Origin of the sequence: Vibrio owensii, from assembly GCF_002021755.1 — a bacterium.
In the GTDB taxonomy this organism is placed as follows: Bacteria; Pseudomonadota; Gammaproteobacteria; order Enterobacterales; family Vibrionaceae; genus Vibrio; species Vibrio owensii.
Genome location: NZ_CP019959.1, coordinates 1,357,025 through 1,380,389 on the forward strand (window position 1 = coordinate 1,357,025; position 23,365 = coordinate 1,380,389).

Consider the following 23,365-nt stretch of genomic DNA (forward strand, 5'->3'; position numbering starts at 1 on the left):
ATTCCCAACATTCATGGATAGACATGTTACTGGAAGGCATCGAAACACTATTAGTTTTAAGTAAAGCGAAAACGATGAGTCGCACTGGGAGTTTACTGTATATCAGCCAATCTGCGGTGAGTAAACGTATCGCGAACCTAGAGAAAAAACTGGGAAAGAAGCTAGTAGAACCGTCAGGGAGAACCATTAGACTCACACCTGATGGCATGGCTTTGATCGAGAATATTGGCCCCTCTTTTAACGAGTTACGTGGCCTTATCTATGAACAGCAGGAGCTAGAGGACACATCATTAATCACCCTCGATAGCTCAAAGTCTCTTATTGCGGGTTATCTTGGAAAAACCATTGGTGATTACCTCAAGCAAGATCAGTACTTAACCATAACCACCAACCACAGCCCTAGAATCGTTGAGCGAGTTCAATCCGGTAAAGCGACCATTGGGCTTTGTGCTGGGCTATTGCCACCACATCATGGCTTGATGGCTTTCCACTTATGTGATGAACCTTTTTTCCTCGTTAGTGATCAGCCACTGAATGAACTACCGAAAAAAGTCATCACAAATGATTTAACCAACCCCTCAAATAGCTACCAACTGCCTGCATTAGAGAAAATCGGCATCAAACCATTGATGGAAATGGATGCCTATACTGCAGCTGCACAACTTGCACTTGGAGGGGCTGCGCCAGCATTAATCCCGTTATCGATCGTTAGAGCGTTAAAGATCCCTGACCATAACTGCTTTATGTTCGAACAACTGACCTCTTTAATTCGACCGATTCATATCTGCGTTAGGCAAAACGTGTACCAGTCACCAAGAGTTAAAACAGTGATAGAAACCATTGGTGATGTTGTTGCCAAAGAAGTTTTGTCGCCATCAGCATAGACATGGTAATCACTAAAGGTCGAATCCATTTTTGACCTTTAGTGACAACAACTTTGGCACCAAGTTGAGCACCAATAAAGCCACCTACCGCCATGGTCAGACCGATTTCCCACACAGGCAAACCGGCAAGAATAAAGAACAGCAGAGCCGCGATATTTGAGGTGAAGTTGAGAATCTTAGTACGAGCGGTCGCATCAACCAAAGAGAAGTGACCAAGTGCGACAAAGCAAAGCGCAAAGATAGAGCCGGTACCTGGACCAAAAAAGCCATCGTAAAAGCCCACGCCACCACCAACACATAAAGCAAACATCGCTTCAGAGAGCTTTGGCTCTCCTTCAGCTGTTTTATTAGTTGAAGAGAGCAAAAAATAGAGTGAAATCGCGATAAGCAATACAGGGATAAGGCTGGTGAGTACACCGGCATCGATAAACTGTACGGCCTCAGCACCAATGGCAGAACCAATAAAGGTACATAGAATCGCTAGGCGCATCTCTTTAAGGCTAACAATGCCATTACGCACAAAGTACCAACTGGCAGAAAAGCTTCCGAAAGAGCTTTGGAGTTTGTTGGTCGCTAATGCTTGAGTCGGGCTTAGCCCCGCAGCCAACAAAGCAGGTAGAGTCAAGAGACCACCGCCACCAGCCATAGCATCAATAAATCCCGCAGCGGATGCGACAAAAAACAATGCAATTAAGATTTCGAACGTAACTTCCACTTGTGCGCCCTTGTAAATATTTGTAACCAAGATGGAACAACGATAGCACTGCCACGCAAACGCACAAAAGGAAACTCAAGACACCAACCTATTCCATATTTTCATCAATTAGAAAGTTCTAAGAAATGATACGTTAAATGTATCAATTACATTTCCAATAGAATTGACTCTCAAGAGCATTTCAATTTTTTGATGGGAAAGAAAAACACTGGCCTAATTTGGTAAATTCAATCTCATAGAAAGTGAAAACAATGGATGCTTTAGGGATTCGCCCATCAATAAAAGAGCAACAGCTACGCTCTCGTATCGAACAGACCGTAAATCTAAAACAGCTTTTCAAAGTCATAGATTCTAGGCCTGAAACTTCGGGCGCTGGAGTTATTTATATCGCGGGTGATTCAACGATAATCTCTCTTCGAAAGTTCAACTCCAGTTGTCGCGTCAACCCTATCAGCATTATTTTAAAAGAGCCGACGTCTCCTATGTCTGCTGATAGCTACGCTAAAGAACTGAAGTCTTCGCATAGAGAATCTAAGGTAGTTGGCGAGATTATCGGGATGACTCTAAGCTGTGCATCCGCCGTACTTGGCTGGCTAGTTGTATTTGGAGGCGCCGCTGCAATCCCCCTCTCTGGGGGAACAAGTGCTGCAGTAACATACCTCGGAACCTCTGCAGCACTCGCGTCTTCAGCTCAATGTGGTATAGGTTTGGCACGGGTGGGCACAGAAATATACGCGCCAGAAAAACTAGATGAATTCGATTCAAATGAATGGTACCAAACAACCTCCAAAGCACTGGATTACATATCTTTAGCTGGTGTTGGGGCGGCAGGTTCGACAACTATAAAGGCACTTTCAAACTTAAAAAAAATCTCAGGTAAAAGTACGATTGATGCATTGAAAACGTTGAATCGTCACGAAAGAGCAAGGCTAACTAAAGAAATATCACGTCAAAACATTCCAAACCTCTCTTCAAAAGCCTACAAAAGGCTAATTAAAAGTGGGCAAGCTAAAAGACGTTATTCACCAACGGAAATCAATCATGCAATTAGGATTCAATTAAAAGATGCAATTGGCGCTACATTGAGTTTTACAGGAAGTGCTATATCTGGGAATGTTAGATCTATTGCTATCGGCATATACGAGGAAATGCAATTTGAGTAAGCATCAAAGCGAAGCATTAGTTCTTGGCGTAAGAAGTCTCACTACAGCCCTTTTTATAGTAATGGCTTTAATCGCGGGTGGCGGGTTAAATTCTTTTTTCTTAGATCAAATGATCGATATATCTGGTCGATATGGAAGCTTTTACTTTTGGATTGTAATGATTGGCATCGCAACACTTTTGACTTGGTTTCCCTTTACAATGATTGCGATACGTGGCTCAAAGTCCCTATCTAAAGTAAATACTTGTAATGCATTACTTCAAGTATCAATAGCACTTTGCTACTGCATTATAAATACAGCTTTTAACGAGCCTCTAGCATTGATGGCACTTACACTACCATTAGTAGCTTTCATTCTCTTAAAAACAAACGCTTACTTAAATTTTGTAGAGTTTTACTACGAGTTACAAAAAGCACGAAGGCTCTAAGAGTACCCTGATATAGAGGTTCAACACATTTTTATCGGTCATATGCATAACCTAATTGCAACTAAAAGGTGCCTGTGAATAGTAAAGAAAAAGAAGCCTTCGTTCCGTCCGCTAAAAGCATCGCTACAGCTTTAAGTGCAATAATGCTTTTAACAATGGGGGGAGGGTTAAATATTTTCTTTCTGGATCAACTAATCGATATTTCAACCACTTACGGTCCATTCTACTTTTGGGTAGTAATGATGGGTATTGGTGCACTTTTGGTAACGATTCCATTTGGGATGATCATTATTCATGGTTTAAAGTTCTTAAATCCAATCAATATTTTCAATGCCACGATACAGATTTTCATTGCGATATGTTTTGGAGTTTCAGAAGCAAAATTAGGAGACCTATTCTGGTTGGTAGCCCTTGCTCTCCCTATTCTCGCTCTTTATTTGATGAATACTCCTTCCTACAAATGCTTCATGACCTTTTACTATGAACTAGCTCAGAGTAGTAGAGAGCACCGAAGACTAATGAAAAATATCAACAAGTAGAACAAGTTGCTTAATTAAACAAAAAAGCCCGCTCAAATGAGCGGGCAATGAGGTTGTCATATAAGCCCTATTTTTCAGGCTTACTGATTTTTATCTATTACGCTTCTAGGCTAGCTTTCACTTTTGCGTGTAGCTCTTGAACCGAAGTTACTGTGCTCTTCGCGTCTGCAGTGTGTGCCATACAAGTTGCGAATGCAGCGTTTAGCGTTGTCGTGTAGTTCACTTTCTCAGCCAGTGCACCGCGACGCAGAACTTTAGAGTCTTCAATCGCTTGACGGCCAGCTGCAGTGTTCACGATGTAGGTGTACTCGTTGTTCTTGATACGGTCAAGAATGTGAGGACGACCTTCGTGTACTTTGTTTACTAGACGTGGGTTAATACCCGCTTCACCAAGAATGACAGCTGTACCGTGTGTTGCATCCAACTGGTAACCAAGTTTTGTCAGCTTAGACGCTAGGTCCACAACGCGCTCTTTGTCACCAGCACGAACAGACAGTAGTGCACGACCACCTTCTGGGTAAATGTTGCCACAACCCAACTCTGCTTTCGCGTAAGCTTCTGCAAACGTAGCACCAACACCCATAACCTCACCAGTAGAGCGCATTTCTGGACCTAACAGTGGGTCAACACCAGGGAACTTGTTGAATGGAAGTACAACTTCTTTCACTGAGTAGTAAGGTGGAATGATTTCTTTCGTAAAGCCTTGAGCTTCAAGCGATTGACCCGCCATTACACGCGCAGCAATCTTAGCGATTGGTGCACCCGTTGCTTTAGATACGAACGGTACTGTACGCGCTGCACGAGGGTTCACCTCGATTAGGTATACTTGGTTGTTCTTAACCGCAAACTGCGTGTTCATCAGACCACGAACACCCAACTCAAACGCTAGCTTTTCAACTTGCTCGCGCATTACGTCTTGGATTTCTTGGCTTAGCGTGTATGCAGGAAGAGAACATGCTGAGTCACCTGAGTGAACACCCGCTTGTTCGATGTGCTCCATGATACCGCCGATAACCACACGCTCACCGTCACAGATAGCATCGATATCCACTTCAACTGCGTCGTCTAGGAAGCTATCTAGTAGAACTGGAGATTCGTTTGATACGCTTACTGCTTCGTTGAAGTAGCGACGTAGGTCTTGCTCATCGTATACGATTTCCATCGCACGACCACCAAGTACGTAAGAAGGACGTACAACCAGTGGGTAACCGATTTCACGAGATTTCTCTACCGCTTGCTCCATCGTCGTTACTGTCGCGTTTTCTGGCTGTAGAAGACCTAGGCGGTCAACAGCAACTTGGAAACGCTCACGGTCTTCTGCACGGTCGATTGCATCTGGGCTAGTACCGATGATTGGCACGCCAGCCGCTTCAAGTGCGCGAGCCAGTTTCAGTGGTGTTTGACCACCGTATTGAACGATAACGCCTTTTGGCTTCTCAACACGAGCGATTGCTAGTACGTCTTCCAGTGTTACTGGTTCGAAGTACAGACGGTCAGACGTGTCGTAGTCCGTAGAAACAGTCTCAGGGTTACAGTTAACCATGATAGTTTCGTAGCCATCTTCACGCAGTGCTAGCGATGCGTGTACACAACAGTAGTCAAATTCGATACCTTGGCCGATACGGTTTGGACCGCCGCCTAGAATCATGATCTTGTCTTTGTCTGTTGGGCTCGCTTCACACTCGTCATCGTAAGATGAGTACATGTAAGCTGTATCAGAAGAGAATTCAGCCGCACACGTATCAACGCGCTTGTACACTGGGTGAATGTCGTACTGGTCACGTAGACGACGGATTTCGCTTTCCGCAACACCTAGAATCTTAGATAGGCGCGCATCAGCAAAACCTTTACGCTTCAGCTTGTTAAGTTCTTCTTTGTTTAGACCAGCGAAACCTTTTGCTTTTAGCTCTTGCTCAAGCTTCACGATGTCTTCGATTTGAACTAGGAACCAGCGGTCGATTTGCGTTAGGTTGAATACGCCATCTACTGACATACCCGCACGGAATGCATCCGCAATGTACCAAATACGCTCTGCGCCTGCTTCTTTCAGCTCATGACGGATTTTCGTCAGTGCGTCTGGTGCATCTAGGTCAACCATCTCGTCAAAGCCTGTCGCGCCAACTTCTAGACCGCGAAGTGCTTTTTGTAGTGACTCTTGTTGGTTACGACCAATTGCCATAACCTCACCAACTGACTTCATTTGCGTCGTTAGACGGTCGTTAGCACCTGCAAATTTCTCGAAGTTAAAGCGAGGAATCTTAGTTACTACGTAGTCGATGGTTGGTTCGAATGATGCTGGTGTAGCGCCGCCAGTGATGTCGTTCATCAGTTCGTCTAGCGTGAAGCCAACTGCAAGTTTCGCTGCAATCTTAGCGATTGGGAAACCTGTTGCTTTTGAAGCTAGAGCAGAAGAGCGAGATACACGTGGGTTCATCTCGATGATAACCATACGGCCATCTTTCGGGTTGATACCAAACTGTACGTTTGAACCACCAGTTTCAACGCCGATCTCACGCAGTACTGCTAGAGATGCGTTACGCATTAGCTGGTATTCTTTGTCTGTTAGTGTTTGCGCTGGTGCAACCGTGATTGAGTCACCCGTGTGGATGCCCATTGGGTCAAAGTTTTCAATCGCACATACGATGATACAGTTGTCCGCTTTGTCACGAACCACTTCCATCTCGTACTCTTTCCAACCGATAAGCGATTCATCGATAAGAAGCTCGTTAGTTGGCGACAGGTCTAGACCGCGACGACAGATCTCTTCGAACTCTTCTTTGTTGTACGCGATACCACCGCCAGTACCACCCATAGTGAATGATGGGCGGATGATACAAGGGAAGCCAACCATATCGAGTACAGCGTAAGCTTCTTCCATCGTTTTTGCAGTATCAGCACGTGGACACTCAAGGCCGATAGACTTCATCGCCTTATCGAAACGAGAACGGTCTTCTGCTTTGTCGATTGCGTCAGCAGTCGCACCAATCATCTCCACGCCGAACTCTTCCAGAACACCGTACTTCTCTAGGTCTAGTGCACAGTTCAATGCAGTTTGACCACCCATTGTAGGTAGTACTGCATCCGGCTTTTCTTTCGCGATGATGTTGCGAACCACTTCCCATTGGATTGGCTCGATGTAAGTTGCATCCGCCATGTCTGGGTCAGTCATGATGGTTGCAGGGTTAGAGTTCACTAGGATAACTCGGTAACCCTCTTCACGCAGTGCTTTACACGCTTGTGCGCCAGAGTAGTCAAACTCACATGCCTGACCGATAACAATCGGACCAGCACCAAGAATAAGAATACTTTGAATGTCAGTACGTTTTGGCATTATCTACTACTCCGAATTAAGCGCTGTGTTTTTTGATTAGTTCGATAAAGTGGTCAAATAGCGGTGCCGCGTCGTGTGGACCTGGGCTCGCTTCAGGGTGACCTTGGAAGCTAAATGCTGGCTTGTCTGTGCGGTGAATACCTTGTAGAGAGCCATCAAATAGCGATACGTGAGTAGCACGTAGATTTTCAGGTAGTGTTGCTTCGTCTGCTGCAAAACCGTGGTTCTGCGACGTAATCATCACAACATTACGCTCCAAATCTTTTACTGGGTGGTTTGCGCCGTGGTGACCAAACTTCATTTTCACTGTTTGTGCACCCGATGCTAGCGCAAGGATTTGGTGGCCTAGACAGATACCAAAGATTGGTAGGCCTTTTTCTAGGAATACTTTTGTCGCTTCAATCGCGTAAGTACATGGTTCTGGGTCACCAGGGCCGTTTGATAGGAAAACGCCATCTGGGTTTAGAGCCAGAACTTCTTCGGCTGAAGTTTCAGCAGGAACAACCGTTAGGCGGCAGCCTCGGTCAACCAACATGCGCAGGATGTTACGTTTTGCGCCGAAGTCGTAGGCAACAACGTGATATGGCAATTCGCTGTCGTCTTTCGCTTCTGGAAGTCCACCCTCAAGCGTCCACGAACCTTGTTTCCATTGATACGCTTCTTTTGTTGTAACCTCTTTCGCAAGATCCATTCCTTTCAAACCAGGGAATTCTTTTGCTTTCGCTAGTGCCAAAGCTTCGTCTAGGTTGTTACCAGCTACGATACAACCGTTTTGAGCACCTTTTTCACGCAGGATACGAGTTAGCTTACGCGTGTCGATATCTGCAATGCCGACGATGTTTTGCGACTTGAGGTAATCAGAAAGGGATTGTTCATTACGGAAGTTAGAAGCGATAAGAGGGAGATCGCGAATCACAAGGCCTTGTGCGTGGATTGAAGAAGATTCTTCGTCTTCGGAATTGGTTCCGGTATTGCCAATGTGAGGATAAGTAAGAGTAACGATTTGTTGAGAATAGGAAGGATCAGTGAGAATTTCTTGGTACCCCGTCATCGAGGTATTAAAAACAACTTCACCAACGGAAATACCATCTGCTCCAATGGAAACACCGCGGAACACTGTCCCATCTTCTAGGACTAACAGTGCTAATTTACCCAAGACAACCTCCAGAATAAAAATGCATAAAAAATAAATTAAGCTGCAAATTTGCCTTCCTTTACCTTGATTATTTACATAAACAGGTATTTTTGACAAATTGGCGGTATTCTAAAGACGGACTTGGAAACTGTCAACACACATTGAAAAATAAATTATTACTTTCTAGCGAGTAAGGGCATTTCAACAGAAAAAGCCCTAAAAAAGTAAGTTTTACCTATCGACATGCCACTTACCATGACCTTTTTGTGAATTTTACAAATTTGAACTTATTGCAGATCACAAAATTTTGCGAGATTTTTGCGCAAACGTTCATCCGGCAGATTCAACCTTAACTTTTGAGCGTTACAACAAAATAAGCACACCAAAGACCTAAAATAACAAACAAAGTGTCGATGTTAACTCCCTATGACATGCTCATTTTATTTACATAATCTCCTTCAAATACAAAAAAGCCGGCTTACGCCGGCGAATAATTATGTATTTAAAGCTCATTTAGCCCGAGGACATCGGTCATGGTGTAGAAGCCAGCTGGTTTAGAATGTAACCAAACTGCGGCCTTTACAGCACCATTAGCAAAGGTCATACGATCCGTTGCTTTGTGGGTAATTTCGACACGCTCACCGATATCAGCAAACATTGCAGTATGCTCACCGACAATATCACCAGCGCGAATAGTCGCAAAACCGATCTCATCTTTCGTACGTTCGCCCGTGATACCTTCACGTGCATATACCGCAACGTCACTCAGTTTGTTACCCATCGCGCCAGCAATGGCTTCACCCATACCAATCGCGGTACCAGACGGAGCATCAACTTTATGACGGTGATGCGCTTCTACGATTTCTATATCACAGTAATCGCCCATCACTTTGGCTGCTTTTTCAAGAAGCTTAAAGACTAGGTTCACACCTACAGAGTAGTTCGGAGCCATAACAACAGGAATTTGCTTTGCGGCTTCATCAATCAGGTCACGTTCTTCTTCACTAAAGCCCGTAGTACCGATGACAATGCTCTTACCATGTTGTTTACACAGCTCTAGATTCGCTAACGTGCTCACTGGAGCAGTAAAATCGATTACAACGTCAAAGTTGTCGACTTCCTTGGCTAAATCATCCGTCAGAAAGACATCAAACTTACCTTCACCACACAGTTCACCTACATCAACACCAACTAGAGACGATTCTGGACGTTCAGAACCAGCAGTAACGGATGCTTCTGGATTGATATGTGATGCTTTAACTAGGTTGCGACCCATACGGCCGGCAGCTCCTGCGATTGCAATACGAACCATTGCGCTTTCTCTCCTTCTCTGGATAAACGAGGCTTACCTCGCCTTCTCTCGTTTCGCTGTATCTTTTTAAACTAACAATATCCCGTGTTAACCACAAGACAGTTAGATGCAGGTTAAGAAAACTCTTTAACCACACGCTCCAGAATCGGCACGTTCGCCTCAGGAAAGGCGTATTCAGGCAGAGCACTGATATCAACCCAACGTCCTTCTTGACCTTCACGGCCATACGGTTGGTTCTTGAATTGTGAAACGGTCATAAAATCAAACTTCAAAGACTTGTCTGGATAGTCATACTCCAAGTGCTCAAACAAAGCTTGTTCAGTGACGGTAATACCAATCTCTTCCTCAAGCTCACGAATCATCGCTTGCTCAACACTTTCACCTTGCTCAACTTTGCCGCCAGGGAATTCCCAAAAACCACCTTTGTGTTTGTCGCTTGGGCGTTTGGTGATGAAGATTTGCGACTTGTCTTGGTTAAAGATGATCGCCGCAACAATGTGAATTCTTTTCATTAGATTCGTTCCTAGATCTATCGATACAAAAAGAGCCGCCTAAGCGACTCTTTATTTATGTTTTCAGACTGTATTAGTCAATTTTACCGTGGCATTGTTTGTACTTTTTGCCGCTACCACATGGGCAAGGCTCATTACGACCCACTTTACGCTCTTCACGAACCATTGGTTGGTTAGAGCCTTCTTCCGATTCTTCACCTTCCGAAAGTGGGTTCTGTGCTGCCGCGTGTTGAGCTTGTGCACGACGAGCTGCTTCTTCAGCTTGTGCACGACGTTGCTCTTCCATACGCTCAACTTCTTCTTGTTGTTGAACTCGAACACGAGATAGAACAGTGATAACGTCTGTTTTCAGCGCTTCTAGTAAACCTTCAAACAGTTCAAACGATTCACGCTTGTACTCTTGTTTCGGGTTCTTCTGCGCGTAACCACGTAGGTGGATACCTTGACGTAGGTGATCCATTGCCGCTAGGTGCTCTTTCCAAAGTGTGTCTAGCGTTTGAAGCATAACTGACTTCTCAAAGTTACGAAGCACTTGTGCACCCACAACTTCTTCTTTCGCTTTGTAGACTTCAACTGCTAGGTTGATGATCTTCTCACGTAACGCTTCTTCGTATAGCTTGTCGTCTTCCTCAAGCCATTGCTTGATAGGCGCATCTAGATCGAAGTCTGCTTTCAAGCGCTCTTGAAGACCTTCTACATCCCACATATCTTCTAGAGATTGTGGTGGAATGTATTCGTCGATGATCGCAGTAACAACATCTTCACGGTTTTGCTCGATCATGTCGCTAATGTCGTCAACACTCATTAGCTCATCACGCAATTCGTAAACCACTTTACGTTGATCGTTCGCTACGTCATCGTATTCAAGAAGCTGTTTACGGATATCGAAGTTACGACCTTCCACTTTACGCTGTGCTTTTTCGATTGAACGAGACAGCATCTTAGATTCGATCGCTTCACCTTCTTCCATACCGCTTTGGATAAGGCTAGCCATACGGTCCGAAGTAAAGATACGCAGTAGTGAATCTTCCATTGATAGGTAGAAACGAGATGAACCTGCGTCACCTTGACGACCAGAACGACCACGTAGCTGGTTATCGATACGACGAGATTCGTGACGCTCAGTACCGATGATGTGTAGACCACCAGCTTCTAGTACTTGATCGTGAACTTGTTTCCACTCAGCTTTGATAGCATCGATCTGTTCTTTGGTTGGATCTTGAAGCGCTTCTACTTTCGCTTGCCAGCTACCACCCAACACGATATCGGTACCACGACCAGCCATGTTAGTTGCGATGGTTACCGCACCAGGTGTACCTGCTTCTGCAACGATCTCTGCTTCGCGTTCGTGGAACTTAGCGTTTAGTACGTTGTGCTTAATCTTTGCTTTCTTAAGTGCATTAGAAAGAAGCTCTGATTTCTCGATAGAAACCGTACCCACTAGAGATGGTTGACCTTTCTCTACGCGCTCTTTGATGTCTTCGATGATTGCAGCAAATTTCTCAGCTTCAGTACGGTAAACCACATCTGGCATATCGTTACGGATCATAGGTTTGTTGGTTGGGATAACCACTGTCTCTAGACCGTAAATCGATTGGAATTCGAATGCTTCTGTATCTGCTGTACCTGTCATGCCTGACAGTTTTTCGTATAGACGGAAGTAGTTCTGGAAAGTAATCGAAGCCAGCGTTTGGTTTTCGTTTTGAATCTTAACGCCTTCTTTCGCTTCAACCGCTTGGTGAAGACCTTCAGACCAACGACGACCAGCCATTGTACGACCGGTATGTTCATCAACGATAACCACTTCACCGTCATCATTGACGATGTAATCTACGTTGCGCTCGAACAATACGTGTGCACGAAGTGCTGCGTTCACGTGGTGCAGCAGGCTGATGTTAGTTGGAGAGTAAAGTGTATCACCCTCTTCCATCAGACCATTTTTCACCATTAGTTCTTCAACGAATTCTTGACCCGTTTCTGTTAGGTGAACTTGCTTAGATTTCTCATCAACTGTGTAGTGACCGTCGCCGCGGTACTCTTCAGAGTCTTCTTTATCTTGCTTTTGCAGATGTGGAATAAGTAGGTTGATACGAGTATATAGTTCTGAACTGTCTTCAGCAGGACCAGAGATAATCAGTGGAGTACGAGCTTCATCGATAAGGATTGAGTCCACCTCATCGACTACAGCGAAGAAACGCTCACGTTGAACACGGTCTTCATTGCGGAAAGCCATGTTGTCACGCAAGTAGTCAAAGCCAAACTCGTTGTTTGTTCCGTATAGGATATCAGCTTGGTACGCTTCTTTTTTCGCTTGAGGAGGCATGTTTGGCACGTTCACGCCAACGGTCATACCTAAGAATTCAAATAGTGGACGGTTTGTCTCAGCATCACGTGTTGCTAGGTAATCGTTCACCGTTACTACGTGTACACCTTTACCTGGAAGTGCGTTTAGGTAAGCTGGAAGGGTTGCAGTTAGAGTTTTACCTTCACCAGTACGCATTTCCGCGATTTGGCCGCCGTTCAGTACCATACCACCGATAAGCTGAACGTCGAAGTGACGCATACCGTAAACACGCTTAGATGCTTCACGAACAGTAGCAAAAGCTTCTGGAAGTAGCTTATCAAGAGTTTCGCCTTGCTCTAGGCGTTCACGGAACTCAACAGTTTTAGCTTTTAGCTCTTCATCTGAAAGTGCTTCGAACGTTGGTTCGTAGTTATTGATCTCTTTTACAATTTTTCTAAGGCGGCGCAGTGTTCGGTCGTTGCGACTGCCAATTACTTTTGTCAGTAGCTTAGCTATCATTTTTCGTGAATCTCTCTTTAATCAGACCGTTCCCGATCTACTCGTAATGCCTTCAGTCTCTGCCAGTTTGGAACTAAGAATACTGAGATAAATCATTTATCAAAGATATTGAGTTCAAACATCCATATTTCAAGGCTAAATTTTGAATCAATGTGGCTTAGTGTAAGGATTTTTCATCGATACAACCATAAATAGACGTATTTGTTTGAAGCACTCGTAAGTTTTTAGACAAACTGATGGCGGATTAGCCAGTATTGCATAAGGCTCAAGACGTAAAGTCAGCATTTTCAAAACAATCCGCCCTAACTTGCTAAACCCAAATTGTCAGGCTGAACTGAAAATAAAGGCCATAATGTAAACTATACCTAAGCAGAAAGCTGCTCTAGAATACCAATATCTCAACAAAATTAGATTTTACCTATGCGTGATCATCGCCCAACCTCAACAGACGATCTTATTGCTGAATCACAGTTTAAACAGATTCAAGAACATGCTGGAGAGATCCTACAGCTGAATCAAGCAGTTCAAGAGATCTTACCAAAAGGAACAGCAGATCATTGCCGAGTAGCGAATGTGCGTAATGGTCATTTATTGATTGATGTATCGAGTGCTGCGATCAAAATGAAGATCGACTACGATCGCCTAATGATCCTAAATAAATTGCGAACGCAAGGTTTTGCCAAATTGATGAGTGTGGAAGTTCGGATTAATCCGTCTTTATATCGTAATCGGTTTGAGCAAGAGAACAAACCTAAGCGTCCACCATTAACTGAATCGGCGGCAAACTCGTTGTTAATCATTGCGGATATGGCACCACCAAAGATCCAAGAACGTTTGAAACGCCTTGCCGATATGGCAGAAAAGAATAGCGAAAAATAGATAACAAAGCTTCAGATACTAAAAAGCCAGGCATTGCCTGGCTTTATTAATTTGTTTGCGTTGGCGTATTTTACGCTAGAACCATGTTTGGTTGTGCAAAAGCAACTGGTGAACCTTCTTCTTCTTCGAATGTTGTCCATTCCCATGCTTCTTGATCTGCAAGAACAGCACGTAGAAGTTGGTTGTTTAGACCATGGCCTGATTTGAACGCACGGAATTCACCGATAATTGCGTGACCACACATGTAAAGGTCACCAATCGCGTCCAATACTTTATGAGTAACAAACTCATTATCAAAGCGTAGACCTTCTTCATTAAGAATACGGTAATCATCCAGTACGATTGCGTTATCGAAGCTACCACCAAGAACTAGGTTCTGGGATTGTAGATATTCGATATCACGCATGAAACCAAACGTACGTGCACGAGAGATCTCGCGAACGAAACCTTGAGATGAGAAATCAAACAGAAGACGTTGCTCGTCTGATTCGATCGCAGGGTGGTTGAATTCAATTTCGAAGTCCATACGGAAGCCGTTAAATGGAACAAACTCTGCCCACTTATCGCCATCTTCAAAACGAACTGGTTTCTTAATACGGATAAAACGCTTAGGTGCATTTTGCGTTTCGATACCTGCTTGTTGTAGCAAGTATACGAATGGGCTAGCGCTACCATCCATGATTGGAATTTCAGGTGCGTCAACTTCAACAATAATGTTGTCGATGCCCATACCAGCAAGTGCCGCGTTCAAGTGTTCAACAGTTGAAATACGCACGCCTTCGTCGTTCACTAGTGCTGTACATAGCATAGTGTCACGAACAGACGCAGGATCAGCTGGGAAATCTACAGGTGGGTTTACATCTGTACGACGGTAAATGATACCTGTATTAGCAGCAGCTGGGCGCAGAGTAAGTGTGACTTTACGACCAGAGTGGAGACCCACACCAGTTGTTTTCACTATTTCTTTCAGAGTACGTTGTCTGATCATCTGCTTGCCTCTCTAAAATATGCTACAAAACACGGCCGTCTGTAACGTCGACCGTGAATGCTACCATAATTTTGAGCTATGTCAAATTTATGGGTTAAAGATTAATCAGCCTGACGACGCAAAAATGCCGGTATATCTAAATAACCGCTTTCTTTCTCTTGCTTTGGTGCTGCAGAGCTTTGGCTCGCAGAAGAAGCAGGAGATGAAACTGTGTTTGTCGGCTGAGGAGTTACCTGTGGCTTCTCTTGCACTGGAGTAGTTTGCAAGGTCTGTGCCGGTTTCTCTTCAGCTTGTGGCGCTGCAGCTTGCTGTTGTGGTTGAGTTTGCGGAGCAGCTGTTGGAGCTACTTTCGCTTTGCCACCCGCAACTAGCGTGATGTCTGGTTTTTTCTCGTTGCCGATACCCGTAGCAACAACTGTTACACGGATTTCGTCAGTCATATCTGGGTCTAGAGAAGTACCGATAACCACTGTCGCATTGTCAGAAGCAAATGCTTTCACTGTGTTACCCACTGTCTCAAACTCGTCCAGACGCATATCCAAACCAGCAGTGATGTTAACAAGAACACCACGAGCGCCTGCTAGATCGATATCTTCTAGAAGCGGGCTAGAAATTGCCATTTCTGCTGCTTCTTCCGCACGATCTTCGCCTTTCGCGATGCCGCTACCCATCATTGCATGACCCATCTCTGACATCACAGTACGTACGTCTGCGAAGTCGACGTTGATCATGCCAGGACGAGTGATTAGCTCTGCAATACCTTGAACCGCGTTCTTAAGAACGTCGTTCGCGCTTGCAAATGCTTCTAGCAGCGTTACACCACGACCAAGTACTTTAAGTAGCTTCTCGTTTGGAATCGTGATCAAAGAGTCAACGTGCTTAGACAGCTCATCGATACCTTGCTCAGCAAATGCCAAACGTTTTTTGCCTTCAAAGCTGAACGGTTTTGTTACTACCGCAACAGTAAGAATGCCAAGCTCTTTAGCTACTTCAGCAATAACAGGTGCTGCACCAGTACCTGTACCGCCACCCATACCAGCTGCGATAAACACCATATCGGCACCAGTTAGGGAATCTTTAATTCGATCTCTGTCTTCGAGAGCTGCCTCACGGCCGACCTGTGGATTCGCACCTGCACCCAGACCTTTAGTGATATCACCACCAATCTGAATGACATTGCCAACGCTTGTCTTACGAAGTGCTTGCGCATCAGTGTTGACGCTGATGAATTCCACACCTTCGATGGATTCACGCACCATGTGTTCAACAGCGTTACCACCGCCGCCACCAACTCCAACGACCTTGATTACTGCATCGTCAGACATTTCCATCATCGGTTCAAACATGTGTTGTCTCCGTTTATCCTGCAACTCAGGTTAAAACTCTTTTTGTATCCAATTACGCAATTTACCGAAAAAGCCAGTAACAGATGAGCGCTTAGGTTCATTATAATCGCTATCGTCGCTAGACTGCATGTCTCTTGCGTAATGAAGTAATCCAACTGCCGTAGAATGGTACGGCTCTTTTACATAGTCAGTTAAGCCGCTGACTTCGAGCGGTTTGCCGACCCTTACTTGGTTGCGGAATACGCGTTCCGCACATTCTACCACTCCTTCGATTTGCGCAGCACCGCCGGTGAGAACTACACCCGCGGCGAGATGGTGCTTGATGCCCTCTTCGCGCAATTTCGCTTGTACAGAGTCGATAGTTTGGTTAACCAGTCCCATAAGCTCTGAGTATCGCGGCTCAATCACTTCTGACAAAGTCTGACGTTGCAGACTACGTGAAGGTCGGCCACCCACGCTTGGAACGTTAACCGTGTCATCCTTACTGACTAGTTCACTCAAGGCACAGCCATATTTGACTTTTATTTCTTCAGCATCGCTCACTGGCGTACCAAAAGCAAAGGCAATATCGCTAGTTACCGCATTTCCTGCGTAAGAAAATACTTCAGTGTGACGTAACGCACCACCGGTCCAGATAGAAACATCCATCGTACCAGCGCCGATATCGACCACACAAACCCCAAGCTCTCTTTCGTCCTCGGTAATTACCGCATTACTTGCAGCAAGCCCAGAAAACACAAGTTGCTCTACCTTAAGGCCGCAGCGTTCTACTGCCTTAATAATATTGCGTGCCATATCATTATGGCATGAGATCAAATGGACACTCACTTCCATTCTCACTCCTGATAAACCAAGCGGGTTTTTAATGCCCTCTTGGTAGTCGATGGTGAACTCTTGCGGAATCACGTGAAGGATTCGCTGTTCATCACCGATTTTAATCGATTTTGCAGTATGGATAGCGCGATCCATATCTTCTTGAGAAACTTCCTCGTCCGATATAGTGCCCATGCCTTTTTCAATTCGGCTTGCGATATGCTTACCAGACAACGAAATGAATACTCGGCTGATTTGGCATTCCGCCATTAACTCAGCTTGATCAACTGCGCGTTGTACTGATTTTACAACCGACTCCAAATCATTCACGCCGCCTTTATCCATGCCACGTGAAGGGCTGCTACCCGCACCAATAATATTTATTTGGCCATCCGGTAGAATCTCACCCACTAGAGCTGATACGGTTGCAGTGCCTATATCAAGACCAACAATAATGTTGTCATCAGCGGCCTTAGTCATTCGTACTCTCTTGTTCTAACTCATGTTCAGGAAACCACCCAACGGCGGCTCCAGTATCGTACCTAAGATCGATATAACTGATTCTTTGAGTATCACTGCCAAGCTTGTTATAAAGCGAGAAAAAACGCTCTATACGCTCATCCAGAGACTCTTTACCGAGCTCTAGTCGAATACCGTTATCAAGGATGATTTGCCAAGCTCGTCGCTCGTTTAATACTAGAGACGATATAGCTAGACCCAGTGTTTGGAACTTAGGTCGGAGTTCGCGATAGGTTTGCAAGACTTCCGGCCCGGTTTCATTGGGTCCATATAACTTAACTTTCTCTTCCTTTAGCAGGCCGACATCGCCTTCGAATACCAAACCATTATTGTCTAACAGTTCGTTGCCATTCCAGATGGCTACAGGGCGATGTTCTGTCAAAAATACTTTTACCGTGTCCGGCCACTGCTTGCGAATTGCGGCATGCGCAACCCAAGGAATGGCTTCTACACTATGCTGCAGCACATCAATGTCTTGCGACATGAAGGTGCCGATATGATCAATCTGGCTAAACGCCGCTTGAACATCGTCTGCAGTGACGTACTCCAATTTACCTTGAAGCACAATTTTGGAGAGAGGTAACCTTTGGTCATCCCACATCCAACTGATCGCTGAGTACAAAACAGAACTAATTAAGGTCACCACGACAACGAAAAATAGCGCACCTAAAATTTTATCTTGGCGACCACGATTGTTATCCGTGTTAAGTCGCTCTTCATTCAGTGCAATATTCAACAACGTCTTCGTTTCCTGACTTTTGTCCTGTACTTTTCACCGATTTAGCTAACATCGGCAAAAGTATTGACTTTAACCTTGGGATTATACTGAGCTCTTGTAAACTATCAAACACTGATAGCGATAAATCACAACGTTCTTGACGCAAAATCGAGATCTAGGTCTTTCTCTGTGCTTTGCGTCAATCGTCGCTGTTAGCCGAGCATCTTGTTAATGTTTAATTCAAGTGCTGCAAGTTGCTTCGCTACTTTACCGACATCACCCGCGCCTTGCGTCAAAATCAGGTCGCCGTCTTGTATAACGTTAGCTAAAACTGAAGGCAATTGCTCTATTTCAGGAACAAAAATTGGATCCACCTTCCCACGACTGCGGATAGTTCGGCATAAAGCACGGCCATCAGCACCTGCAATTGGCTTTTCACCAGCCGCGTAAACGTCCAACATGATGAGAACGTCAACCTGCTCAAGTACATTCGCAAAGTCATCGTATAAATCACGAGTTCGGCTATAACGGTGCGGTTGGAAAATCATCACCAAACGCTTGTCTTGCCATCCACTGCGCGCAGCATTAATTGTTACGTCCACTTCTGTTGGGTGGTGACCGTAGTCATCAACAAGCATTGCATTGCCGTTGCCAGTATCAAACTCGCCTAAATGATCAAAGCGACGACCTGTACCTTGAGTACCTGCCATTGCTTTTAGGATTGCTTCATCACTGATGTCGTCTTCTGTCGCTACGGCAATCGCTGCTGATGCATTGAGTGCATTGTGACGACCAGGGATGTTTAGTGTGATATCCAGATTCGCACGACCTTCGCGTACCACGGTGAATTTGCCTTGCTGGCCTTCTTGATGGTAATTCTCGATACGTACGTCGGCATCCTCAGAGAAGCCGTAAGTAATCACTTGGCGGCTAATACGCGGAATCAGCTCACGAATCACAGGATCGTCGATGCATACAATCGCTTGACCATAAAACGGTAGGTTGTGAAGGAAATCGATGAAGGTTTGCTTCAAGGTTTCAAAGTCACCACCGTAAGTATCCATGTGGTCAGCTTCGATGTTTGTTACGATGCTCACCATAGGTTGCAGGTGCAAGAATGAAGCATCACTTTCGTCTGCTTCAGCAATCAAAATTCGGCTAGAACCTAGGCGCGCATTTGTACCCGCGCTCTTTACCAGACCACCGTTTACAAACGTTGGATCAAGGCCTGCTTCAGAATAGATCTGAGTGACAAGAGCGGTCGTCGTCGTTTTGCCGTGTGTACCTGCGACAGCAATACCGTGACGGAATCGCATCAATTCAGCCAACATCTCTGCGCGGCGTACGATAGGGATACGTAATTCACGTGCCGCCATCACTTCTGGGTTTTCTTCGTTGATCGCCGTTGACACAACAACCACACTGGCTTTTTCTACATTGCTCGCTTGGTGGCCGATAAATACGGTTGCACCTTTTGATACCAAACGCTCTGTCACTGGGTTCTCTGATAGGTCAGAACCTGTGATTTGGTAGCCTTCGTTCAACAGCACTTCTGCAATGCCGCTCATGCCCGCACCACCAATACCGATGAAGTGGATGGATTTCACGCGGCGCATCTCTGGCACCATTGCGCGAATCTGAGCTAAGTCTTGTGTATGTTGGATTGTCATCAATTCTATTCTCAATAATTCGTTAACGCTTTTCGGTCAAAGCGACAATGGCTTGTGCGACAACTCGGTCAGCATTCAATTTTGCAGCGCCACGCGCTTGCTCAGCCATTGTAAGTAAAGCTTGTCGATCCAATTGTTGGATCTGCTGAGTCAGTGACTCAACGGTTAAATCTGGTTGTTCAATCATTTGCGCCGCGCCGCAATCCACCAAGTGGTCAGCGTTCAGTGCCTGCTGGCGGTCTTTATGCATAAACGGAACAAAAATAGCGCCTACACCTGCTGCTGATACTTCAGAAACGGTTAACGCTCCAGAGCGACAAACTAAAAGGTCAGCCCATGCGTAAGCTTCTGCCACGTCATCAATGAACTCCGTTACTTCTGCATTTACCACACCATTAGCTTGGTATGCTGCGTTCACTTCTTCGGCGGCACCTTTGCCCGCTTGATGACGAATACAGTAATCTTCGCCCAATTTCGCCATCACTTCTGGCAGAGTTTGGTTAAGAATACGTGCGCCTTGGCTGCCACCCATCACCAAAATGCGAATTGGACCTTGGCGTTCTTGCATACGCTCGCTTGGCGCAGCTAATTGAGTCACGTCTTCACGAACTGGGTTACCAACCACTTCAGCATTTGGAAAAGCGCCCGGGAAAGCCTGAAAAACCTTCTTAGCGATTTTTGATAGCCATTGGTTCGTTAAACCTGCTACTGCATTTTGCTCGTGCAGCACTACAGGAATGCCACTCATCCAAGCGGCAATACCACCAGGGCCACTCACATAACCGCCCATGCCAAGCACTGCGTCTGGCTGCCAGCGTTTCATGTGCGCACGAGCCTGCATGATGGCATTGATAATTTGAAATGGTGCCGCAAGAAGACGCTTAACGCCTTGACCTCGTAGACCTTTTACTTTGATAAAGTCGATTTCAATACCGTGTTTTGGCACCAAATCAGCTTCCATTCTATCCGCGGTGCCTAACCAGCGAATCTCCCAACCTTGCTCTTGTAGCTGTTTCGCTACCGCAAGACCTGGGAACACGTGACCGCCAGTACCACCAGCCATCACCATCAAACGTTTATTTTTCTTCATCGATTTGTTGTTCTGATTCTTTCTGACCGCGCTTTAAGCGGCACTCGTGATCGATTCGCAGCAAGATAGATACTGCCACGGACATGATAATAAGACTCGAACCACCGTAACTGATCAGCGGTAGAGTAAGACCTTTGGTTGGAACAATACCAGCAGCCGCGCCGACGTTAACCAAAGTCTGAAAAGCAAACCAAATGCCGATACCAAATGCGAGGTAACCACCAAACATTTCGCCTTCATCAAAAGCGCGCTTGCCGATGTAAACGGCTTTAAGTACCAAGCTGAAGATCAGCATCAACACCAATACTACGCCTACAAAGCCAAGCTCTTCTGCTAACACCGCAAATACGAAGTCAGTGTGTGCTTCTGGTAGATATTCGAGTTTTTGAATTGAGTTACCGAGACCTTGACCAAACCACTCACCTCGACCAAACGCCATGAGTGACTGAGTGAGCTGATAACCGCTGCCGAATGGGTCTTCCCAAGGGTCTAAGAATGACGTCACACGGCGAATACGATATGGCTCTACCAAGATGAGGCCAACTACGGCACCGATACCGGCAATCATCAGAGCTAAGAATTGCGTCAGTTTAGCGCCGGCGATGAATAGCATACCGAACAAGGTCACCAACATTACGACGACGGTACCTAAATCGGGCTGCCCTAGCAGCAACACGGCGAAGAAGGCGAACACCATAATCGGCTTCATGAAACCGCCGAAGAAGGTTTGACGCACTTCATCTTGCTTACGCACCAGATAACCGGACATAAAGACAAACAAGGAGAGCTTCGCCACCTCGGCAGGCTGCAAGTTGAAAAGGCCAAGCGGTATCCAGCGGGATGCACCGTTTACCGATTTACCTGCCACCAATACGATGATGAGCAATCCAAAAGCTATCCATAGAAGGTAGTGACTTCTCTTAAACCATTGCTCTAGAGGTACTTGGAGGATAACGGAGGAAACACCAATCGCCAGCACCAAGAAAGTGGCGTGGCGGAACATGAAGTGAAACGGTTGATCCGTTAAACGTGAGCTGATCGGGAATGATGCCGACGTCACCATCACCAAGCCAGTTAACATCAAACCCAGCGCAATCCAGACAAGTTGACGATCAAAGAGCGCCTCTGGTGCAGGATGCTTAAGCCAAGTGCCAATGCTGCGTTTAACGTTACCTAAACCCACGAAGTGTGTGACCTTTAATTATGCGTATTTCTCAGCAAGAGCTGCAAATGCGTCACCTCTTGCCATAAAGTTGTCGAATTGATCAAAGCTAGCACATGCCGGAGATAGCATCACCATATCGCCCGTTTTTAACTGCGAAGATATCTGTTGAATCACATCTTCCATGGTGTCGAAACGAGTTGCTGATTCATGCAGTGGCATAAATTCATCGCCATCTGCACCGAAGCAGCACAATTGTAGGTTCAGCGTTGCAAAAATCGGTTTTAATGGAGTGAAGTCCGCACCTTTGCCGACACCACCAACGAGTAAGTAAAGTTTACCCGTTGATTCAAGGCCAGAGAGCGCAGCCATAGTGCTCGCAATATTGGTTGCTTTTGAGTCATTCACCCATTTTACGCCACGATTATCCGCAACCACTTGGCATCGATGTGTCAAACCCGTGTAAGTTTTCAGTGCATTCAATGATTTGTGATAATCCACACCCGCCGCTTTAAGCAAAGCAAGCACCACAAGTGCGTTAGCAAGGTTGTGCTTACCAACCAACTTCAATTCATCACTGGCAATCACACGCTGGCCATGATCAAGCAGCCAAGTACGGTTACCGTCAACTTCAAGGCCGTATGCTTGTTCATCACTACCAAACGTCACCAACGGTGTTTCAGTCTCAGGGAAGGTTTCTCGGTCATCACGGTTAACCACTGCCAGTTCTGCGTTATCAAAAATGCGCAGCTTAGCTTGTCGGTAGTCCGCCATACCCTCATAACGGTCCATGTGGTCTTCCGATAGGTTTAGAAACGCCGCGGCTTTAAGCTTCAAACTTGATGTGGTTTCTAGTTGGAAGCTAGACAGTTCAAGGACATACAAATCTGCGTCTTGCTCTAGCAAATCGAGAGCAGGAACCCCGATGTTGCCACCAACACCAACCGTTAACCCGGCAGCTTTTGCTAGCACGCCTGTTAGGTCTGTGACCGTGCTTTTACCATTAGATCCGGTAATCGCAATAACTGGCTTATCGACGGCCCACGCGAAAAGTTCGATATCACCTACGACGGGTGTACCTTTAGCAATGATGGTTTGAATCTCTGGCGTTGCCAGTGCGATGCCAGGGTTAGTCACCACTAGGTCAGCATCTGCCAACCACTGTGTATTCCAACTCCCGCTGTGCAACTCTACCTGCTCAGGTAAACGCTCCGCACCCGGTGGATTCGCACGCGTATCGATGACTTTAACCGCCAGTTGCGGCTGATTTTTTGCAAGGTGTTTAACGACAGAGAGCCCGGTAATACCGAGCCCTACAACGACGACCTTATGTATGTTTTGCCAACGTTCCATATTTGA

19 protein-coding genes are annotated in these 23,365 nt (G+C 45.6%); 5 read left to right on the plus strand and 14 right to left on the minus strand.

What is annotated here, in order from left to right; genetic code table 11:
• Positions 1-23: 23 nt before the first annotated feature.
• A complete protein-coding gene (locus tag A9237_RS06010) occupies positions 24-884 on the plus strand; it encodes a LysR family transcriptional regulator (protein ID WP_041057696.1) in 861 nt (286 codons plus the stop codon).
• Here A9237_RS06010 and A9237_RS06015 read toward each other — a convergent pair.
• Positions 820-1,599 carry a TSUP family transporter gene (locus A9237_RS06015; RefSeq protein ID WP_005436167.1) on the minus strand — a complete coding sequence of 260 codons (780 nt, stop codon included), beginning with the start codon at positions 1,597-1,599 and terminating at the stop codon, positions 820-822. The two genes, A9237_RS06010 and A9237_RS06015, sit on opposite strands and share 65 nt — an antisense overlap.
• 251 nt (positions 1,600-1,850) lie before the next feature.
• Here A9237_RS06015 and A9237_RS06020 point away from each other — a divergent pair, with 251 nt between their 5' ends.
• The 3 genes from A9237_RS06020 (at position 1,851) to A9237_RS06030 (ending at position 3,728) form a co-directional block, all read left to right on the plus strand.
• Positions 1,851-2,762 carry a hypothetical protein gene (locus A9237_RS06020; RefSeq protein ID WP_078607843.1) on the plus strand — a complete coding sequence of 304 codons (912 nt, stop codon included), beginning with the start codon at positions 1,851-1,853 and terminating at the stop codon, positions 2,760-2,762.
• Positions 2,755-3,189 (plus strand): hypothetical protein, encoded by a 435-nt coding sequence (locus tag A9237_RS06025; protein WP_078607844.1) that lies wholly within the window; start codon positions 2,755-2,757, stop codon positions 3,187-3,189. The genes A9237_RS06020 and A9237_RS06025 overlap by 8 nt, the downstream gene beginning before the upstream one ends.
• 74 nt (positions 3,190-3,263) lie before the next feature.
• Positions 3,264-3,728, plus strand: coding sequence for a hypothetical protein (locus A9237_RS06030; protein WP_078607845.1), 465 nt, complete (start codon positions 3,264-3,266; stop codon positions 3,726-3,728).
• A 97-nt stretch (positions 3,729-3,825) separates the two neighbouring features.
• On the opposite strand, the gene carB is transcribed toward A9237_RS06030, so the two are convergent.
• The 5 genes from carB to secA form a co-directional block, all read right to left on the minus strand.
• Positions 3,826-7,059 (minus strand): carbamoyl-phosphate synthase large subunit, encoded by a 3,234-nt coding sequence (carB, locus tag A9237_RS06035; protein ID WP_078607846.1) that lies wholly within the window; start codon positions 7,057-7,059, stop codon positions 3,826-3,828.
• 16 nt (positions 7,060-7,075) lie between these two features.
• The gene (gene carA, locus A9237_RS06040) at positions 7,076-8,215 is read right to left on the minus strand and encodes a glutamine-hydrolyzing carbamoyl-phosphate synthase small subunit (RefSeq protein WP_010445883.1); all 1,140 of its coding nucleotides are present in this window, start codon (positions 8,213-8,215) and stop codon (positions 7,076-7,078) included.
• Between the two features lie 481 nt (positions 8,216-8,696).
• Positions 8,697-9,506: a 4-hydroxy-tetrahydrodipicolinate reductase gene (gene dapB / locus A9237_RS06045; RefSeq protein WP_005425407.1), complete on the minus strand. Its 810-nt coding sequence runs from the start codon at positions 9,504-9,506 to the stop codon at positions 8,697-8,699.
• A gap of 113 nt (positions 9,507-9,619) precedes the next feature.
• Positions 9,620-10,018, minus strand: coding sequence for an 8-oxo-dGTP diphosphatase MutT (gene mutT / locus A9237_RS06050; protein WP_039842384.1), 399 nt, complete (start codon positions 10,016-10,018; stop codon positions 9,620-9,622).
• A gap of 73 nt (positions 10,019-10,091) precedes the next feature.
• Positions 10,092-12,821 (minus strand): preprotein translocase subunit SecA, encoded by a 2,730-nt coding sequence (gene secA, locus A9237_RS06055; protein WP_020194009.1) that lies wholly within the window; start codon positions 12,819-12,821, stop codon positions 10,092-10,094.
• 420 nt (positions 12,822-13,241) lie between these two features.
• Between secA and A9237_RS06060 the strand changes: the two genes are divergently transcribed.
• A complete protein-coding gene (locus tag A9237_RS06060) occupies positions 13,242-13,700 on the plus strand; it encodes a DUF721 domain-containing protein (RefSeq protein WP_005436153.1) in 459 nt (152 codons plus the stop codon).
• Between the two features lie 70 nt (positions 13,701-13,770).
• Here the strand turns inward: A9237_RS06060 and lpxC are convergent, their stop codons facing one another.
• The 8 genes from lpxC to murD form a co-directional block, all read right to left on the minus strand.
• Positions 13,771-14,688, minus strand: a complete 918-nt coding sequence (gene lpxC, locus A9237_RS06065; protein WP_005436150.1) for a UDP-3-O-acyl-N-acetylglucosamine deacetylase — start codon at positions 14,686-14,688, stop codon at positions 13,771-13,773.
• A 101-nt stretch (positions 14,689-14,789) separates the two neighbouring features.
• On the minus strand, positions 14,790-16,034 hold the full coding sequence (ftsZ, locus tag A9237_RS06070; protein ID WP_005436149.1) for a cell division protein FtsZ: 1,245 nt from the start codon (positions 16,032-16,034) through the stop codon (positions 14,790-14,792).
• Between the two features lie 30 nt (positions 16,035-16,064).
• Positions 16,065-17,327, minus strand: a complete 1,263-nt coding sequence (ftsA, locus tag A9237_RS06075; protein ID WP_005436133.1) for a cell division protein FtsA — start codon at positions 17,325-17,327, stop codon at positions 16,065-16,067.
• Positions 17,320-18,105: a cell division protein FtsQ/DivIB gene (locus A9237_RS06080; protein WP_005436132.1), complete on the minus strand. Its 786-nt coding sequence runs from the start codon at positions 18,103-18,105 to the stop codon at positions 17,320-17,322. The genes ftsA and A9237_RS06080 overlap by 8 nt, the downstream gene beginning before the upstream one ends.
• A gap of 191 nt (positions 18,106-18,296) precedes the next feature.
• A complete protein-coding gene (murC, locus tag A9237_RS06085) occupies positions 18,297-19,754 on the minus strand; it encodes a UDP-N-acetylmuramate--L-alanine ligase (protein ID WP_038893967.1) in 1,458 nt (485 codons plus the stop codon).
• Between the two features lie 22 nt (positions 19,755-19,776).
• On the minus strand, positions 19,777-20,844 hold the full coding sequence (gene murG, locus A9237_RS06090; protein WP_078607847.1) for an undecaprenyldiphospho-muramoylpentapeptide beta-N-acetylglucosaminyltransferase: 1,068 nt from the start codon (positions 20,842-20,844) through the stop codon (positions 19,777-19,779).
• Entirely contained in the window at positions 20,831-22,027 is a 1,197-nt protein-coding gene (ftsW, locus tag A9237_RS06095) for a cell division protein FtsW (protein WP_005436129.1), read from the minus strand. The genes murG and ftsW overlap by 14 nt, the downstream gene beginning before the upstream one ends.
• An 18-nt stretch (positions 22,028-22,045) precedes the next feature.
• On the minus strand, positions 22,046-23,359 hold the full coding sequence (gene murD / locus A9237_RS06100) for a UDP-N-acetylmuramoyl-L-alanine--D-glutamate ligase (RefSeq protein WP_078607848.1): 1,314 nt from the start codon (positions 23,357-23,359) through the stop codon (positions 22,046-22,048).
• Between the last annotated feature and the right edge of the window lie 6 nt (positions 23,360-23,365).

Excerpts from the sequence above, each read along its gene's own strand:
- A9237_RS06010 (WP_041057696.1), top strand. The coding sequence starts at position 24 with ATGTTACTGGAAGGCATCGAAACACTATTAGTTTTAAGTAAAGCGAAA.
- A9237_RS06020 (WP_078607843.1), top strand. The coding sequence starts at position 1,851 with ATGGATGCTTTAGGGATTCGCCCATCAATAAAAGAGCAACAGCTACGC.
- carB (WP_078607846.1), bottom strand. The coding sequence starts at position 7,059 with ATGCCAAAACGTACTGACATTCAAAGTATTCTTATTCTTGGTGCTGGT.
- dapB (WP_005425407.1), bottom strand. The coding sequence starts at position 9,506 with ATGGTTCGTATTGCAATCGCAGGAGCTGCCGGCCGTATGGGTCGCAAC.
- mutT (WP_039842384.1), bottom strand. The coding sequence starts at position 10,018 with ATGAAAAGAATTCACATTGTTGCGGCGATCATCTTTAACCAAGACAAG.
- secA (WP_020194009.1), bottom strand. The coding sequence starts at position 12,821 with ATGATAGCTAAGCTACTGACAAAAGTAATTGGCAGTCGCAACGACCGA.
- A9237_RS06060 (WP_005436153.1), top strand. The coding sequence starts at position 13,242 with ATGCGTGATCATCGCCCAACCTCAACAGACGATCTTATTGCTGAATCA.
- lpxC (WP_005436150.1), bottom strand. The coding sequence starts at position 14,688 with ATGATCAGACAACGTACTCTGAAAGAAATAGTGAAAACAACTGGTGTG.
- ftsZ (WP_005436149.1), bottom strand. The coding sequence starts at position 16,034 with ATGTTTGAACCGATGATGGAAATGTCTGACGATGCAGTAATCAAGGTC.
- ftsA (WP_005436133.1), bottom strand. The coding sequence starts at position 17,327 with ATGACTAAGGCCGCTGATGACAACATTATTGTTGGTCTTGATATAGGC.
- murC (WP_038893967.1), bottom strand. The coding sequence starts at position 19,754 with ATGACAATCCAACATACACAAGACTTAGCTCAGATTCGCGCAATGGTG.
- murG (WP_078607847.1), bottom strand. The coding sequence starts at position 20,844 with ATGAAGAAAAATAAACGTTTGATGGTGATGGCTGGTGGTACTGGCGGT.
- murD (WP_078607848.1), bottom strand. The coding sequence starts at position 23,359 with ATGGAACGTTGGCAAAACATACATAAGGTCGTCGTTGTAGGGCTCGGT.